This window comes from Roseivirga sp. UBA838, from assembly GCF_002296035.1.
Classification (GTDB): Bacteria; Bacteroidota; Bacteroidia; order Cytophagales; family Cyclobacteriaceae; genus Roseivirga; species Roseivirga thermotolerans.
Genome location: NZ_DBHC01000003.1, coordinates 28913 through 46815, shown reverse-complemented (window position 1 = coordinate 46815; position 17903 = coordinate 28913). Strand labels below are relative to the sequence as shown.

At 44.6% G+C, this 17903-nt stretch carries 10 protein-coding genes; all 10 read right to left on the bottom strand.

Going from position 1 to position 17903, the window contains the following annotated elements; translation table 11 throughout:
- Nucleotides 1-616 precede the first annotated feature (616 nt).
- Complete coding sequence (locus B3O12_RS00270; protein ID WP_189628271.1) at nt 617-1072, bottom strand: hypothetical protein; 456 nt, start codon at nt 1070-1072, stop codon at nt 617-619.
- Between the two features lie 6 nt (nt 1073-1078).
- Nucleotides 1079-5890 carry a tandem-95 repeat protein gene (locus B3O12_RS00265; protein WP_286754881.1) on the bottom strand — a complete coding sequence of 1604 codons (4812 nt, stop codon included), beginning with the start codon at nt 5888-5890 and terminating at the stop codon, nt 1079-1081.
- A 6-nt stretch (nt 5891-5896) separates the two neighbouring features.
- Nucleotides 5897-8797: a tail fiber domain-containing protein gene (locus B3O12_RS00260; RefSeq protein ID WP_286754880.1), complete on the bottom strand. Its 2901-nt coding sequence runs from the start codon at nt 8795-8797 to the stop codon at nt 5897-5899.
- A gap of 144 nt (nt 8798-8941) precedes the next feature.
- Nucleotides 8942-9172, bottom strand: a complete 231-nt coding sequence (locus B3O12_RS00255) for a response regulator transcription factor (protein WP_189628268.1) — start codon at nt 9170-9172, stop codon at nt 8942-8944.
- A 188-nt stretch (nt 9173-9360) separates the two neighbouring features.
- Nucleotides 9361-11139 (bottom strand): LytTR family transcriptional regulator DNA-binding domain-containing protein, encoded by a 1779-nt coding sequence (locus B3O12_RS00250; RefSeq protein WP_286754879.1) that lies wholly within the window; start codon nt 11137-11139, stop codon nt 9361-9363.
- Nucleotides 11140-11166: 27 nt separating this feature from the next.
- Nucleotides 11167-12915 carry a LytTR family transcriptional regulator DNA-binding domain-containing protein gene (locus B3O12_RS00245; RefSeq protein ID WP_286754878.1) on the bottom strand — a complete coding sequence of 583 codons (1749 nt, stop codon included), beginning with the start codon at nt 12913-12915 and terminating at the stop codon, nt 11167-11169.
- Nucleotides 12916-13209: 294 nt separating this feature from the next.
- Nucleotides 13210-14775 (bottom strand): ribonuclease Y, encoded by a 1566-nt coding sequence (gene rny / locus B3O12_RS00240; protein WP_286742638.1) that lies wholly within the window; start codon nt 14773-14775, stop codon nt 13210-13212.
- 59 nt (nt 14776-14834) lie between these two features.
- Nucleotides 14835-15122, bottom strand: a complete 288-nt coding sequence (locus B3O12_RS00235) for a cell division protein ZapA (RefSeq protein WP_189628264.1) — start codon at nt 15120-15122, stop codon at nt 14835-14837.
- A gap of 11 nt (nt 15123-15133) precedes the next feature.
- The gene (locus tag B3O12_RS00230) at nt 15134-15427 is read right to left on the bottom strand and encodes a hypothetical protein (RefSeq protein ID WP_229838473.1); all 294 of its coding nucleotides are present in this window, start codon (nt 15425-15427) and stop codon (nt 15134-15136) included.
- A complete protein-coding gene (gene pheT, locus B3O12_RS00225; protein WP_286754877.1) occupies nt 15427-17841 on the bottom strand; it encodes a phenylalanine--tRNA ligase subunit beta in 2415 nt (804 codons plus the stop codon). Before pheT ends, B3O12_RS00230 begins: the two co-directional genes overlap by 1 nt.
- Between the last annotated feature and the right edge of the window lie 62 nt (nt 17842-17903).

Here is a 17903-nt window from a genome sequence, read left to right as displayed (position 1 = left end):
TGCGAAAAGGCCGGTAATTTACCGGCCTTTTTTGTTGCTATGGTATACAATTTTTTTCCCGGACCACTAATTAAAATGACAGGGTTACTTCCTTATGACACCAATTATGCCTTGCTACCATTTGTATCTTCATCAATGGCTCTTATAAGGTGTTGTAAAACGCAGCTTATGATAGAAGTTTAGTTCTATGCAATCTAAATTGTAACCCCATAAAATGATTCTTTCTAAAAAGAGAGGAGTGATAATTAAAAGGGTTGTGCGCGGGAGGAAGGTAATCAGACAGGTGTGCAATAGTGGGGTTGGGATATTGCGGCTTATGGAGCTAGAGCAGAATAAAAAGTATAACGGCCACAAGAATAATTACCTCAAAATTATCAGAAACCTTGCTTACAAATTTTGAAATGGTATTGATGGCTTTTTCAGTCATAGGGTTTCAGGGTTAGGGGTAAATGGGAACCACCTTCTGCGGTTCCCATTTCCAAGAGACTCAACTAAATCAGACTACTATATGAATCTTTACTGACGATGTAAAGGTCTCACAGATTACTTCCGTACTCAATACCCTGATCTAGGTATTTTTTTAAAAAAACAGCGTATGCTTTTAAGTTTTGTCAGGTTACTTGGTAAGAGTAACCACATAATTGCCGGGTACGCCTGCTGCCACGTTTTGGTCGGTTTTTCTAAATGAAAAGGCAAAACGAGTAGAGCTTAGCTCGGTAATGGTTATTTCCTTACCGCTTTCTGTAGTTACCTGGTCGTCCGATGTTCCCACCCAGTTCCATGTTCCTGTAGCAGGAAAAAGTTCTCCAGCATTGGTAGTGGTGTAGGTTTTATTTCCTATACGAAGGGTAAAGCCTTCATAGCGGTTAGAGACATTGCTGCCATCCAGGGTTATAGACCCTCCATTTTCCAGGCTCCAGGTAGCTTCCATTACTTCCTGGGCTATTTCTTGAGGAGTCTTTTGAGGGGTATCATCACCACCACCTTTACAAGAGGCGGTGGTTAACAAGATGATTCCCAGCATTAGACTCTTCAGCAACATATAGTTTGTTCTAATGATCTTCTGTTTCATGCTGACTTACTTTACAATGATTAGCTTTTTCACCACACTGCCCTTATCAGAAGATATTCTGATAAGGTAAGTGCCGGCCGGATAAGTACCTGTATCCAGCTCTACCTTTGATTCCTGCACCTTTTGTTTGCTCCAAACGCTGTTGCCATTTAAGTCTACAATGGCAAGGTCCGGTTGAATATGAGGTAGCTGAGTTAGGTCTATGGTCACAACATCACGAGCCGGATTGGGATACAACCCAATCTGGGTTGCCTTAAGCATATCGTCATCAAGCCCGGTAACAATTGTTCCTTCACCCACCACGTTGATTCGTGTTTCGCCTACGGTCGATTGCATTACTATTTCGCCACTGTAGGTTTTGGCTTCGTCCGGGGCAAAAGTTACTATTACATCAGCAGAACTGCCAATGGCTACATTAAACGCAGTTTTATCGGCAGAAAAGCCTTCTGGTAACGCAATAGAAGAAACTTCAATTTCTGTATCTCCTGTGTTTTCCACGGTAAACGTAAGGGTAGAAGTTTCTTCAATATCAGTGGTTGCAAATACCAACCCGTCAATAGCGGCTATTGAAGGTTCGGCCACATTGTTTACAGTAATCGTCAAGGTTTTATCCAGCGTATTGCCACCGCCATCAGTGGTGGTAACTATCACTGTATAACTCGCTTTGGTTTCGAAATCTACTGCTGCGGCAGTAATTAGATTGCTACCGTCAATGCTAAAGGCATCATTGTCATTGCTTCCTGAAGCCAGACTGTAAGTAAAGCTGTCGTTAGCATCTTCATCGGTAGTACTAAGTACGCCCACTACGGTGCCTTCATCCACATTTTCATCAATTGAACTGGCCGATATACCAATGTCGGTTGGTGTTTCATTGACATCCGTTACGGTAATGGTAAAGCTGCTGGTAGTAGACAGGCCTCCGCCATCAGTGGTTTTCACTCTTACCGAATAGCTGCTCTTAGTTTCGAAGTCCAGACTGTTTTTAGACACCAGTTTTCCATTGCTAATGTCAAAGCCGCTGTTGTCTGTGTCTCCAGCACCTGAAACCAGGCTGTAAGTAAAGCTGTCTCCATTGTCCGGGTCGGTAGTGCTCAAACTACCCACTTCAGCATTGATTCCGCTGTTTTCAGCCAGGCTTAAATTACTCAGGCTTAGCGCGGTAGGAGCTTCGTTTACATTGGTCACCACAATGGTAAAAGACTTCTGGTAAGTAGCTCCGGCCGCATCGGTGGTTTGCAGTCTTAGATTAAGACTGGCTGAGCTTTCAAAGTCAATAGCTGCATTGGTTACCAAATTGCCATTGGCAATGGCAAAGACATCATTATGCTCTGCACCCGATCCGGATACCAGAGTATAGGTAAATGAGTCTCCGGCATCTACATCGGTAGTTGAAAGACTTCCTATTACTGTACCTATGTCGCTGTTTTCGGCTACTGTTATTGCCGAAAGGGTCAAATCGGTGGGAGTGTCATTGGTATTCACTACCGTAAGTACCAATTCGTCCGAGGCAGAGGCCCCATCAGGATCTGTAGCGGTTATGGTAATATTCACCGTACCGACATCATCATTGCCCGGGGTTCCGGTAAAGCGATTGTTGGTTGCATCAAAGGTTAACCAATTTGCTCCGCTAAAAGTGGCCGAGAGAGTTAGATTATCTCCATCTACATCATTAAAGATTGAGCTACTGATAAATGAGCTCAGTAATACATCTTCAGTAGCAGTGATATCCGCAGCAGGAGATACCACCACAGGGGCATCGTTGGTATTGGTAACAGTAATGCTAAACTGCTGTCGTACACTGCCGCCCGAACCATCACTTGCGGTAATATAGAAGGAGGTATTTCCCACATCATCATTGCCTGGCGTTCCGCTCAAAGAGCCGTTGTCAATGCTTAGCCATTCAGGACCACCCTCTATACTGTAGCTCAGGTTATCACCATCCACATCGGCAAACAAACCGGACAATGCTTGCTCGTAAGCAGCATCTTCCAAAGCGGCCGCAATAGTTGTAGAAATGACTGTTGGCGCATCGTTTACAGAAAGTACGTTTACCGTAAACTGACGAGTGGCGGTAAGTTCACCATCAGAAACAGTAACGGTAATGGTTGTACTGCCCGAAGCATTGGCAAGGGTTGGGGCAGAAAGTGTTATACCATTGCTTCCTTTACTTATGCCAATAGCTGTAGAAGCAATGAGCGATTCGTTAGATGAAGTGGCTGTGAAGCTGAGGTCTGAAGCGTCTGTATCTATATCTTCAAACGTTATATACAGATCGCTCAACAGGCCATCTTCCTGAATGCTTTGTGCACTGACAGAACCCAGGGTAGGGGCATCGTTTACGGCATTTACATTAATCTGAAATGAGGTAAATGAAGTTTTCCCATTCGCACTGGCTATTACTAAAATGGTCTCTGTGCCATTGAAGTTTGCCTCGGGAGTCAACACCAGATCCGTGCCATTCAGCGATGAGCTCACCTTTGAAAGACCTCCAATAGTGTAGGAGAATTGAGCGGAAGGATCGCCTGTGTCAGCAAAAACACCACTCAAATCTACTGTGTAGGCTCCGGCATCTTCATCAATGCTCACGTTATCTATAGTTGCGGCTGTAATGTCACTACTATTGCCCTGAATATTGAAAGTAACGGTTTGCGATACAGAGAGCTCTCCATCACTTACAGTAATGGTTACGTCTTCACTACCACTCTGCCCTTGAATTGGAGTAACGGTAAGGTTGTTTTGCTCTACCGAAAGCGTGAACAGAGTGCCGGTAGCATTATGAGTGAAGGTAAGGTTAGCATCTGATGTTTCCACGTCATCGAAGTATAGCCCAAGATTCATTATATAAGCGGGCTGAACATCTACCAGGTTTTGGGCGGGAATGGTGGCTACTGAAACGGGAGCATCGTTTACCGGGTTAATGGTAAGGCTAAATGTCTCTGCTGCCGAAACAGAAGTATTGGTTCCCAGGCGGTCATCGGCTGTTACACTAAAGTTTATAGTACCGAAGTAATTGGCCGAAGGAGTTACTGTTAGCACATTCCCATTGATGGAAACGGTGGCTACACCGGCTATATCGGGGGTTGCTTTGTAAGTGAACAATGGCACTGCAGCATCAACATCAGTGGCAGATAGCGTGTATGTAAATACATTGTCTTCATCTATCACCTGATCGCTAATTGAGGCCATAATTGGGGCATCGTTCACGGCAACAACCTCTACTTCAAAGGTTTCTAACTTTGAATATGCCTCGCTGGTGCCTTCTTCTTCTACCAGTACCGTAATGTTTACCTTTCCATTAAAGTTGAGGGCCGGAGTTAACGTTAGCTGGCCATTGCTTACTGTGGCCGCTACCTGATTGGCATTAGATGAAGTAACGGTAACTATAAGGTCGTTATCTACATCGGCAAAGTTCAGGTCTACGGTTCCGGCTTCCTCTTCATTTAGTTGCTGATCGGCAATGGCCGAAAGTGTTGGCGGGTCGTTTACATCTACCACCTGCACTTTGGCAAACGCGGAAACCGAAGCTTCTCTGTCGGCACTGGTCACTGTAAACTCCAGCGAATCTAAATAACCCACATCGCCTACCGGGCTATAAAACACCGTCCATTGTGCCAGGTTGGCGGAAGACTTTACCAAAACAGGGTCGGTAATAGAGCCTTTCTTGGGGTTGGTAGTTATAGCTATTGAGGCATTGTTAAGGTCAAAGTCACCTAATTCTACGGCAAACAAGTTCATAGAAACGGCCGTATTTTCCGGAGTTTCTTTCTCCGAAGCAAAACTGAAGAATAGCCCATCGGAAGAAGTTTGATTGGTAAGGCTTTTTGTGTCTCCGTTTTGAGTAAAGAATCGGGTATCCGAATCTAAATGGCTAATAGTACCACCACTGCCGTTGCTTGTATTGGTCAAAACAAACAGGTCATCGTCACTAAATCCGGAACGTGTTTTAACCAAAACGGTAATGATGGCTTTTTCAGCACTAAACAGGTAGGGATGGTCCGTTTTGCTCACACTAATGGTTTGGGTGAGTGTATTGGAGTCTTGTGTGAAACTCTCCAGGCTAAAGCCGGAATTTACAATGGATACCTGTTTTGGAGCCGAAGGATTAGATAGGTCTATATAGCCAATGTCTATGGTGTAGTTGGCATTGAACCGTGAATCGGTCAGTGTCAGGGCCAGGGTTTTGGCACTTTCTGAAGAAGAGGCAACGGTCAGATTCGTGATTTCATGTGCTTCATCGGCCACGTTGAAAGTAAAGGGCAGCATGGCCACTTCAGATTCTAGTTTCTCGCCTTCAACTTCTATGGCTTTGAACCGAATGGTGTCTTTGTAACCATTTTTGGGCAATAGGCTACCGGCCGGTGTAAACGTAAAACGTCCTGCACGAGCACCTGATACTGTTAATTCTCCATTTTCGGGCCCTTGAGTCACCTCGAACCTTATAGCGTCTCCATCCGGGTCGAAACCATTGAGACGCAGTACATCGCCAAGTTTATAGAATACCGATCGGCTTGCCGATATGGCTATTGGTGCCTGATTGGGCTCTATTTTTTCAACCAATGGTACCACAAAGCCAAAGTTGCCTTTGGATTGGGTTTGGCCATCGGTAGCGGTAAGCAAGGTACTCGCACCATTCTGCCCTACGGAAATAAAGCTGGTGTTTATACCCCCTGAAAACCATCCTCCACTGGCTGTGGTCATACGCTTGTTTCGCGCATTATCGGTAGAGCCTTCCTGTGCCTGCATTGGCAAGGCATAGAGGGCTACCATCAGAAGGGTTGCCAGGTATCTGACTGTTTTTGATCGTTTAATGCTAATCATGTCTGATTATTTTTGATCAGCGTTAACAGTTTTAGGGGTGTTTAAAAGCAAGGCTTCAATTTTTGCCAAACGCTCTTCCAAGGCCTCTACTTTGTTGGCCTCGGCTTTGAGCTGGCCATTTTCTGCTTTGAGCGCTTCTACCTGAGCCGTAAGTTCTTTTACAGCTTCAACCAAAAGGGCGGTCATTTCTCCATAGTTCACAGCCTTAAAGCCATCTTCTTTGGTTATAACCAGTTCTGGGGCTACTTTTTCTACTTCCTGAGCGATAAAGCCAATTTTGTTTTCAGGTCGGCTTGTATCTTTCCAGTTATAGCGTACACCTCTCAGATTATTTACCATGGCCAGGCCGGAGGTTAGGGTACTTACATTGGTTTTGAGACGAGCATCAGAGGTTTGATTGATAGAAACAGCACTGATATTGCCTGTAAAGTCACCATTACCGTTCCCGTCAAGGTAGATGTGGTTGTTATTTAAACCATCTAAAGCAATGTGACTATATACATCGGAAGCATCATTATTGAAGTCTGCGCCTCCATACATTCTTATACCTGTGCCTGCTGAACTGTTTAGGTTGAAGTCTCCAGAATATGTGCCTGCATTCGAAATATTTACCTGCATATCTACTAAGGACGGCCTATAGGTACCTCCGTTTCCATCGGACTTTTCAAAGTCGCTCATCATTTGGAAAATGGGTTTCTTTAGCCCATCACTTTCCCATGATTTAACACCTAGATTTATGCTTGAATAACTGGAGTTGTTCATGTCAAACGAGCCATAGTCCACTCCATCTTTTTGATTAATATTAAGGGCAATTAGATCTGGGAAGTAAGAGCCTCCGTTTCCGTCATTAACTGATGTCGCTCCTCGCATTGCGAAGAAAGCCAGGTCGGCATTTTCCCAATCCTTTCCGCCCATAAAGAAGTTTGATGAGCTTGGACCTTCCAGTGCGAGTCGTCCACCAGTTGTTCCGTTAGCAAACATTTGTGCGAGTGTTCTGTTGCTGCCATCTGAAATTCGGAATTGCCCTATTTCTTCACCACCTCCTGGCAACCAGCCACTTTGAACGCGGCCTTTGGCTGTGCCATCGGCATTGCGGGCGATCATATTGCTCCAAGGGTTGGCATTGCCAACGAGTTGGTAGGTAACACGTGTTTCACCAATTTCTGAAATTCCTGCGTGCTGCTCGAGGTACGCACCACCACCAGAGTAGGTGAGCATTCTCATGTTGGCTCTTCCCAATGAATCGTTGAGGTGAATAAGACCTGCTTTTTCTCCATTGGAGTCTATGAGCACATTTACTGAGTCAACGGCACTCATTAGCTTGATAGAACCTGAATTTTGCTCGTTCACCTCAAGGCGGGTTTTGCTGTTGTGGTCTACTATATTGAGCATGGCTTGCAGATTGTCTTTGCTCATAACGGCAGCTGCTTCTCCTTCTTTGCCTAGTTGCAATAGGCCTTGTTGCTTTCCGTCACCAAAGTCCTGAATGGACATGAATACTCCTTCCATTGGAGAGAAGTTGCCGGGATTATCCGGATTTTCGATTCTCTTGCCAAACATTTGCAATACCGGCAAGTCCGATCCTCCTTCTTCCCATACTCTTGCTCCCATGTAGAAATTCTGGCTGGTATTGCCCCACAAGGAGAGCTGCCCATGCGGGTGTTGGTCGGCTACCCATTCGGCTATTCGGCCGGTTGCTCTTAGCTGCGCCATGGCCCTGTCTAATGAATCGTAAAGGTGTAGCAAGCCTCCTGTGCGATAGGAGTCGCTGCCAATGAGCGAGCGCCTGGTTTTATTGTGGCCAAAGGTAAGCACCGAACCAGAGTGATTTGGTTCGTAATAGTTGAGCTGTACTTTAATACTGTCTTCCGGATTAGAACCGTATACATTCAGGTTGTTTCCTCCGTGCACAGCCACATCTCCTTCGAACCATCCGGCCCAGTTTTCTACGCCATTCATGGCACGGCCCCATATGGCTTTGTTAATGCCATAGCCTTCGGCTCTTCCTAAAATACCTTTGTTTTCTATTTCTGTATTGTCTTCTCCTCCTACAGCGGAGATACCGGCAACTCCAATATTGTCTACCCCAACATTACCTAGGGCCCAACCACTTACACCGGTGTTTCCCCATGGGTTAGACTGGCCGTAGCCTACCACCCCGTTGTTGTAAGAGCCTTCTTCATATCCTGTGGCACCATTGCCCGGACCTCCGGCTAACCCTAGTACCCCGGCATTGTTTCGTCCGGCTCCAAAGGCTTGTCCTCTCACACCTTCGTGGCTGCCGTTGCCCTGGCCTATTGCGCTACCTATTATGGCAATGCCTCCTTGTTCATTTCCTTCGAGGGAGATTACGTTGCCTCTGAGGGCGGTTTTGAACCCTGCTCCGGTCATATCTACCTGAATACCTCTTTGGGTTCCTCTGTTCAGGTTGTCTGAGGAAATATTGAAATAGAAGATGGTGTCTGAGTCTGTAGTAGAGTTATCTATGCTTATTCTTCTGGGGAGGTCATCGGTAGGGCCAATGGGTTTTGGCGAGAATGGAGCAAGTAGCTCTGTGGTTCCCAATACGGTGTTGCCAATGCTAATGGTAAGCGTACGGCCACTTACTCCATGAAAAAGGTCTTCGGGCATTGGGTTTACCGAACCGAGTGTAACAGCATAGAGGCCTTCTATAATCTGAACATTGCTCTGGGTCTCTGTCCAGCTGTTGCCTTCACCAAGATCTATTAAAAAGGTAAAGTTACGTTCACCGGTAACCGGTGTTCCATTTTCATAAAGGGTTCCCTGAAAGCTCATTTTTTTGCCTTCCTGAACCTGAGCTGCACCGTCTTGTAAAGGCAAAGCCATAGTGGCAGGTATGCCCAAAACCAGTGCGAAACTAAGAACGAGGAGTAGTCGTTTTTTCATTTTTGTTAACATTTTGGTTGTGATAATTTTTTTTGACTTATGTTGATATGCTGGTTTGGGCAAGAATGGCGGGGAGAACCGTGTGTACTCCCCAACCAAGAGACTCAACTAAACCGACTATATTTCTTTTATTGCCTTTTATGGTTAGCCCATAAAAGGGAGCAGAACCAAAGCCCAGTCGGCACTGGAGTGCAGGCCAAGTTTGTTTCTGATGTTCTTCCTATGTTCATCATAGGTAAGCACCGAAATGGAAAGGGCCGATGCTATGTCGCTTCTGGAACTGCCCTTAGCCATATGCGTGAGAATCTCAACCTCTCTGGCAGAGAGAAGCTCAAGAATTCTCTTCTTGTCTTTAGTCTGAATTTTGTTGGTCATTGGAATGTGTGGGTACCCTAATTGGAGTACTGATTGTTGTTACTCAATTTGGTGAATGGGCGGCCCAATTTCAGATAAATGTCATGACTGACGGGTTAGTTGTCATGAACGACATATTGAAAAAGCCTTGTGAATAGAAGGGGGTGGCTTGGTGTTGTCACGAACAACGTTAAAAGTAGTACTAAATGTCAGGCGGTGTTGCGCAGCAGTTCGTCTATGTCGTCCTTAAAGCTGCGGCTCACACTAATCTCTGTGTCGTCATTAAGTACCAATTTTGATTTATAGATAGACTTTACCTGGTTTAGATTTACAATAAAGCTTCTATGAACCTGAATGAAATTATTGGGTAGTTCATCCATGAGGCTTTTAAGAGAGTTTCTGTCAATTTCCGGTTTGGTTTTGCTGGTCAAATGAAATTCCAGGTATGGACCATCGGAACGAACAAAGCGGAGGTCACTGAGCTTTATCAAGGCCTTGCTTTTAAGACTTATAAACTCTACCTCCTGAGTTTGACTCTGCGCTTCTTCCAGCTGGCTTTTTAACTGGCTCAGCTCGGTAGATTTTACTACGTTGTCTTTTTTAACTCGGTGATAGTATCTGTATACAATTGAAAGTACTGTTAAAAGTATCAGGCTTAGGGCAATCACCTGAAAGGTAAGCCCCTGATAAAACTCTTTAGAGGAGCTCTCTTCTTCAAGGCGCTCGTTAGCATCGAGCAGGGCCAGTTGGTTTCTTTGTTCAATCAGTCGGTTGGTCTGAACGGCTTCTTTGGCCGCCAGGCCCAGGTCGTTGTACATTTTCTGATATTGAAGCGCCAACTCAGTGTCGCCAAGCCCTTCATGGATTTGCGCCACAAGCTCAAAGCCATTCTGACTCATGTGTATAATGCTATTTGTATTGATGAACTGCTCGAAGGTTTTAGATGCCTGGAGGCCTTTCTGCCACTGGCCACTGGCTATATAGAGCTCCATTTTGGCAAGTAGCAGGTCGGTGTAAGCAGGTGGAGGAAAACGGTGTTGCTTGTAAAAATCGTCTGCGTTGTTAAGTAATGTTTCGGCCAGCGGAAATTGTTGACGTTCCATAGCAATTCTACCCAACTCTATTTGGGGTTTTAGGGCTTGCTGCCAATTGTTGGTTGTTTGGGCTTTGTTAAGGGCTTTTTGATAGTAGAAATGAGCAGAGTCTGAAAGGTTAAGCTGTTTGAAGGCTCTTGCCATATTGGAGTAAACGGCAGTTCGAACAGATTCTGAGGGAAAGTTTTCTACATCGATAAGTCGGAGGGCATCGAGTGCGCGGTCATATAATTCCAGTTGGGCCAACATCTGACCAAGGTTGAAGTAGCTCATCTGTTGGGTTTCTGGCCGAACATCGCCCGATAGTTCAATGGCTTTTTCCAGGGAGTGAATAGCTTCGGCAAAAAGACCAAGAGCTCTGTAGGCGTTGGATAGGTTGCCGAAGGCGGCAATTCGGGCATCGGTATATTCGCTATCGTTTTCGGTAAGTTTCAGTACTTCTCTGAAAACATTGGCCGATTGCGCATGTTCGCGCGAACGGTTGTAGGCCAGCCCTAGAAAACTCATGCTTCGTATTTGAAGGTTTTTGGAGCCTAGCTCGGCAAAGTTCTTCCGGCTTATCTCCAAAAGGTCTATGGCTTCTGCATGTCTGCTCTGATGGTAAAGGGCAACTCCTTCTATCAGGTCCTTAGCAGCTTCAGCAAATTCTTTGTCGTTAATATCGGGGTCGGAGAGTACTTCGGAGTAGTAGTACAGGCTATCCAGTTGGTTCCGGTTATAAGTTACACTTAGGGTAACAATGGCTTCGAGTCTTGCCCTTTCCGTTTTTGCCATTAAAATATCTGACTTAAGGTCATTAAAGTCTTGCTGAGCCTTTGACTCCGTGCTTAGCAAAAGCCCTAGATACAGAATGAATTGAGCGATGGGGAATAGTCTTGTTCTTGTGTTCTTCATTATTAATCAACTCTTGCCATTGTCCTTTTAGGCGGGCATGTTCAATAGTGATTCTACCTCTTCTTTGAAGCTTCTACTCACATTCAATTCGGTGCCATCTTCAAGCACCAGTTTGGTGGCGTATATAGATTTAATGTGGTCTATATTTACAATATAGCTCCGGTGTACCTGAATAAATTTATTGGAGGGGAGCTCGGAAAGAATGTTCTTGAGCGTATTTCGGTCTACTTCCGGTTTCTGTTTTTCGTCCAGATAGATTTCAATATAAGGCCCATCGGACTGAATGTATTTGATTTCTTCCAGTTTGAGGAGTGCTTTGCTTTTTAGCGTTATAAATTCTCGCTGAGTGGCCAGCTGCGATCGATGGGTTAAGTCTCTCAGTTTTTCTTTGAGTTGTTCAAGCTCATTTTCTTTTACCAACTTCTCGTTCCGTTCTTTTCTAAAGTTTCTATAGTACGTATAGGCGAGGCCAACTACTAAGAGTGTAATAACACTTACTATGATGAGGTTTCGGGTGAGATTGGTTTTTACTCTGGTAGATTCTACCAGTATTTCGCTGCGAGCCAGATCGTATTCTGCCGTAATCTCATCGATAGTCTTTATGTTTTTAAAGTACTCCAGACTGTCGTCCAGAGCTTTCCATTTTTTTAAAATTTGCAGGGCTAGTTTGTCCTGCCCATCTTTTTCATAGGCTTCGGAAAGAAATTCGTACCGATCGCGTAAGTCGTCTATTCTTTGCTGGGTAAGTGCTTTGGTAATTGACTGGTTAATGAGTGCAATGGCTTTTGCGGTTTCTCCAAACTTCAGTTCGGCCTGAGCCTCTAAAAAATCAAGCTCACCTGATAGAAACATGTCTTCGCCAGGTTCGTTGAGTGCTCTTGCCTGGTGGAGATAGTGATAGCAACTGTCTTGATTTTCAGCTTCTAAAAAGTTATGAGCAATATTCTGATAGGTGTTTACTAAACCCAGAGTGTTTCTTGTGGCTGTGTATATAGGGAGTGACTTTTTCAGATAGGTGTTGCTGGAATCGAGTTGAGCAATTTTTCTGAAGTTGACAGAAATGTTATTGTAGCATCTGGCCGCTAATACCGGTTGTTTGAAGCTCATGGCTGTGGCGGCAGCTTCTTTGAGTATAGTGTTGGACTTATCAATAAGATCCATTCGGCCGTAGAGCGTTCCCAAATTGAGCATGGTGTTCACCATGCCTTCAGGGCTATGTTTTTTGTATAGGTCGAGGGCTTCGTTGAACTGTTTGGAGGCTTTTTCGAAATTGCCATCCATTTGTTCTAATATACCCAGTTGATTCAGGGCTAGTGCCCGTCCTATAGGGCTTTTTTCATCGTCTGCCAGTACCAGCATTTGCTCGTAAATCTGTTTGGCCTTATCAATTTCGCCCATGCGCTGGTAAGCAATGGCCTGATTGCGTACAATTCTGTCGTAGGTAGTGCGGAGTTTTTTCCGATTAGTAAAGAAGAGGGCAGAATCGTAGTAAGCTACGGCCTGTTTAATGCTTCCCGACTGGTAGGCGGCATAACCTATGGCAAAGTACCCTTCTAGTCTTGAAAGGCTGTCTTCTTTTTCTAATAGTAATTTGCCATAGTAAGAGAGGCTGTCCGGGTTTCTGGAGTTTTCTCTCGCTTTACTCATCAGGTAGTCGAAATTTTGCTGCGCAGAGACCATGGTGGTGAGCACAAGGAGGAGCAGTATTGAATAGATTCTGCCAGGGGTCAAAGACATTCGCACAGCGGCAATTACTACCTCAAAAGACTTAGTCACAGTAGATGTTTAAGGTTAATCTAAAATTGAGGAAAAACCTCCTGACGCAAACTGCCACTGGAGAAATGCTGTATGATTCAACGGATGGAATCACGACTCCAATAAGTGCACGCCTTTCCTAAAATATCAGGAATACTCGACCCGAGCAAGCCGGAAGGGGAACATATTTTAGTTTGTAAAAAAACAGGCTGTTTCGAAAGGCTAAAATTGGCACATGAACCGGCATGTGGCATGGGTAGTAAGACACTACCTCTGATTTAGCCATCTGAAACAGCCTGCGTTGCTTTTGATAGACTACTTGGCGTAGTTTACTGCACGCATTTCGCGAATTACCGTGACTTTGATTTGCCCCGGATATTGCATTTCCTTTTCAATTTTTTGAGAAATATCGAATGAAAGCTGAGCCGCCTGAGCATCGGTAACTGACTCGGCATCAACCATTACACGCAGCTCTCGTCCGGCCTGAATGGCGTAGCATTTATTTACTCCTTCAAAGTTGAGGGCAAGAGTTTCAAGTTCTTTGAGTCGTTTTATGTAAGACTCCATCACTTCTCTTCTGGCTCCCGGTCTTGCACCTGATATGGCATCGCAAGCCTGAACCAGAGGAGCAATGAGAGAGGTCATTTCCATCTCATCGTGGTGGGCACCAATGGCGTTACATACTTCCGGATGCTCTTTGTACTTTTTGGCTAGCTCAAAACCTAATATAGCATGTGGCATTTCAGGTTCTTCCGGCCATACCTTGCCAATATCGTGCAATAGTCCGGCACGCTTTGCTCTCTTAGGGTTGAGCCCCAGCTCTGAGGCCATAGTGGCACAGAGGTTGGCTACCTCGCGGGAGTGCTGTAGCAGGTTTTGGCCATAGGAAGATCGGAACCTCATTCGGCCTACCAGTTTAATCAGCTCCGGATGAAGGCCATGAATGCCCAAGTCTATGACTGTGCGCTCACCAATTTCGGCTATCTCTTCCTCAATGTTTTTTGTGGTTTTGTTCACCACTTCCTCAATTCTGGCGGGGTGAATTCTGCCATCGGTCACTAATCGGTGCAACGACAGGCGGGCTATTTCTCTTCGTACAGGATCGAAACCGGAGATGATAATGGCCTCGGGCGTATCGTCTACTATTATTTCTACACCGGTGGCTGCTTCGAGGGCACGAATGTTTCGGCCTTCCCGGCCAATGATTTTACCCTTGATCTCGTCACTTTCTATGTTGAAAATAGAAACGCAGTTTTCAATGGCATGCTCAGTGGCTGTGCGCTGAATAGATTCTATTACAATCTTTTTGGCTTCTTTGGCACCGGAGAGTTTGGCTTCGTCTATAATGTCTTTAATGAGGGCCGAAGCTTTACTCTCGGCTTCGTCTTTCAAGGTTTCAATAAGCTGCTCTCTTGCTTCATCGGCCGAAAGGTTGGCAATTTTTTCTAAGGCTTTTACCTTTTCTTCCACCTTGCTTTCGAGTTCTTCTTTGCGCTTTCTTACAATTTCCAGTTGCGCTTCTACATTTTCTTTGAGGCTGTCGAGTTCGGCTTCTCTGCGGCTAATTTCGGCTTGTTGCTGATTGAGTTTACTCTCTCGTTGCTTGAGCTTATTTTCGTTGGCTATTATCTGATTCTTTTTGCGGTTGGCTTCTTCTTCAAACTCTGCCTTTAGTTTAAAGTATTTGTCTTTGGCCTCTAAGATTTTGTCTTTCTTAATGTTTTCGGCCGTTAGCTCCGCTTCTTTAATGATTTGTTTTCCCCTCTCTTCGAGTTCAAGTGTGGCTTTTGTGTTGAGTTTCTGCAACACAAAGCGACCTAATAAAAAGCCAACTGCCAAAGATCCGATGGCTGTCAGCAAAATAGTTAGCGTTTCTCCCATATGTATTTATAATCTATGCGGAGACCGAATAAAACCTGAGTTGAAATGAAATGACGGTATTAAGAGAGTGCTTGCTTTATGAGGCTATCCAGTCTGTCAATGGTGTTTTCTGCTGTGCTATCGATTGCAGTAAACTCTTCTTCACTTTTCAGTTTAGCTACCATACAGTCAAAGGCCACCATAGCCAGCAGGTCTTCTTTATCATCAATACCAAACTTTTCCCGATAAGACCGAAGTCTTTCGTTGATGAATTTGCCTGCGTTACGTACCCTAGCTTCCTCTTCAGGTTTCACTTTCATTGGGTACTCGCGGTCTCCTATTTTAAGTTTTATTGATAGAAGATCCATTTATCTTAAAGTTAGCTCAAATGAGCTATGCAACGATCAATCTCTTTAATGTACTCGTTTAATTTATTTTTCAACTCAACAGCTTCATCCTTCTCCACTGTTGTGCTAGATACAATTTTAGCGATTTTGTACTGATTTTGAAAATCAGCAAGTTTGGCTTCAAGGCCATTAACTTCAGTTTTTAACTGTTGGTTTACCTGCTCTAATTGTGTGTTTTTAGCTCTTTCCGACTGGTAGGCCTTGATCAGTTCGTTTACTCGTTTCTCGAGAACAGCAAGCTTCTGGTCAATCGGATGGTTGCTCATTATCTTCTAATTGTTGCTTTTAGTTCTTTTTCAAAGACGTTTATCAGCCTTTGCATGGTTTTGTCAATTACTTTGTCAGTCAGTGTTTGTTGCTGGTCTTGTAAAAAGAAACTCATGGCATAGGCTTTTTCATTGGCCCCAATTTTGTCTCCCTGATATACATCGAACACGCGCAAGCCTGTCAATAATTTGCCTGTATTTTTTACGGCAAGCTTCCTAATGTCCTCAAATTTTATCGATTTGTCAACAACTAATGATAAGTCTCTTTTCACTTCCGGATATTTGGAAAGTGGCTCAAAGTCAATCGTTAATGGATAATACTTTTGAAGAGCCTCCCAGTCGAAGTCGGCATAGAAAACTTCCTGCTTCACATCGCAAAGTTTGGCCAGTTTCGGATTAACCTTGCCGAGATACACCAGCGGTTTTTTTCTGTAACTAAGACTTATACCATAGGCAAAAACATCTGAGCTGGCCTCTTCAATGTCGAGTTGGTGAATTCCAAACTTATTGAGTAACTGATAGACTACTTGCGAGAGGTCGTGAAAGCGAACCAATCTACTTTTGTCTAGCCATGACTCTTGCGCTTGGGCTCCGGTAATAAACAAACTTAGCCTTGATTGCTCGGTGTACTTGTTGTTCTTTTTATGATAAGTGGTGCCAAACTCATACAGCTTCAGGTCGGTTTGTCTGCGTTTAATGTTACGCTCCAAAACTTCTAAGCCTGAAAAGAGCAGTGATTGGCGCATTACGTTAAGCTCCTCACTCAAAAAGTTTAATATGTGAACATCTTCTTCTGAATTAATGCTCGCGGAGGCTTCGGCATACTGATGTTTGGTCAATGAGTTGGTGATGATCTCGTTGAATCCTGCACCACTCAATAGCCTGGAAGTTTCTTGTTGAAGAGAGTCAGCATCTTTTTTCGGGAACTCCGAAAGAAAAGTAGAGCTCAAAGTTGGTTGTAACTCCACATTGTTATAGCCATATATCCGCAACACTTCTTCGACAATATCGGCTTCGCGCTGCACATCTACCCTGTAAGGAGGTACTATAGCCGTAAAGTTTTCTTCAGTCTTATTTTCCTGCTGTATTTCCAGTCCGGCCAATATTTCATCGACCTCACGAGTGCTCAGTTTTTTTCCTATAAGTTGATTGATTCTGCTATAGGAAACGTCTATGAGGAAATTCTCTATTGGCTGAGGGTATATATCGTGTATTTGGCCAACTACCCGGCCTCCGGCTATTTCTAAAATGAGCTGGGCCGCATACTTGAGGGCGTAGAGCGTAAGATTAGGGTCGGTGCCACGTTCATAGCGAAAGGCAGCATCGGTTTTGAGCTGGTGCCTCTGCGCTGTTTTTCTTATGCTGTCGGCAGAAAAATAGGCACTTTCAAGAAAAACAGTGGTTGTTTTTTCTGTTACTCCCGAGTTTATACCTCCAAATACTCCGGCAATGCATAGGCCTCCCTTCTCGCTGCAAATCATTAGATCTTCTGCAAAAAGCTTTCTCTCTTTTTCATCGAGGGTGGTAAAAGAAGTGCCTTCTTCAAGGTTTTTAACAATTACTTTTTGTCCATCAATAGCGGCCGCATCGAAGGCGTGCATTGGTTGGCCAATGGCATGTAAGACATAATTGGTAATATCTACCACGTTGTTGGTAGGGTTTATACCAATCGCCTTAAGGTATTTTTGTAGCCATTCGGGCGATTCCTGAACGGTGACACCTTCAATTGTGAGGCCCGAATACCTTGGGCAGGCTTCAGTGTTTTCCACACTGAGGTCTACTCCCTTAGAATTAGGGGCAGGTTTAAGATCGTTTACCTTTGGCCATTTAAGTTCCCTTTTGAGTACCGCTTTCAGGTCTCTGGCAACTCCCATGTGGGAGGCCGCATCGGCTCTATTGGGGGTAAGTCCTATCTCAAATACAAAGTCGGAACTTAGCTGAAGGTATTCGGCAGCAGGTGTACCGTTGGGCAGTTGGGTGTCGAGTACCATTATGCCATCGTGAGACTGTCCCAGGCCTATTTCGTCTTCGGCACAAATCATTCCTTCAGAAACCTCGCCTCTGATCTTGGCTTTTTTAATTTGGAAAGGCTCTCCTGTAGTAGGGTAAAGTGTGCTACCTACGGTGGCTACAATTACTTTTTGTCCTTCTGCTACATTAGGAGCTCCGCATACAATGGGGAGTGGCTCATCAGTGCCCACATCAACCCGGGTGAGCTTAAGCTTATCGGCATTGGGGTGTGGTATGCAGTTGGTTACCTGGCCTACAACCAGCCCCTTTAGTCCTCCTTTAATGCTTTCAACCTCTTCAATACCTTCTACTTCCAGTCCGGTTGCGGTAAGCAGGGTGGCAATTTCTTCCGGGCTTTCATGAAGGTCTATGTATTGTTTGAGCCAGTTGAGTGATATTTTCATTTTGCGCTAAATGCTTTTTCAGAGAATGGGCAAAATTAGTGATTAATTGATCCTGTCCGTGT

Excerpts from the sequence above, each read along its gene's own strand:
- B3O12_RS00270 (WP_189628271.1), bottom strand. The coding sequence starts at position 1,072 with ATGAAACAGAAGATCATTAGAACAAACTATATGTTGCTGAAGAGTCTA.
- B3O12_RS00265 (WP_286754881.1), bottom strand. The coding sequence starts at position 5,890 with ATGATTAGCATTAAACGATCAAAAACAGTCAGATACCTGGCAACCCTT.
- B3O12_RS00260 (WP_286754880.1), bottom strand. The coding sequence starts at position 8,797 with ATGAAAAAACGACTACTCCTCGTTCTTAGTTTCGCACTGGTTTTGGGC.
- B3O12_RS00255 (WP_189628268.1), bottom strand. The coding sequence starts at position 9,172 with ATGACCAACAAAATTCAGACTAAAGACAAGAAGAGAATTCTTGAGCTT.
- B3O12_RS00250 (WP_286754879.1), bottom strand. The coding sequence starts at position 11,139 with ATGAAGAACACAAGAACAAGACTATTCCCCATCGCTCAATTCATTCTG.
- rny (WP_286742638.1), bottom strand. The coding sequence starts at position 14,775 with ATGGGAGAAACGCTAACTATTTTGCTGACAGCCATCGGATCTTTGGCA.
- B3O12_RS00235 (WP_189628264.1), bottom strand. The coding sequence starts at position 15,122 with ATGGATCTTCTATCAATAAAACTTAAAATAGGAGACCGCGAGTACCCA.
- B3O12_RS00230 (WP_229838473.1), bottom strand. The coding sequence starts at position 15,427 with ATGAGCAACCATCCGATTGACCAGAAGCTTGCTGTTCTCGAGAAACGA.
- pheT (WP_286754877.1), bottom strand. The coding sequence starts at position 17,841 with ATGAAAATATCACTCAACTGGCTCAAACAATACATAGACCTTCATGAA.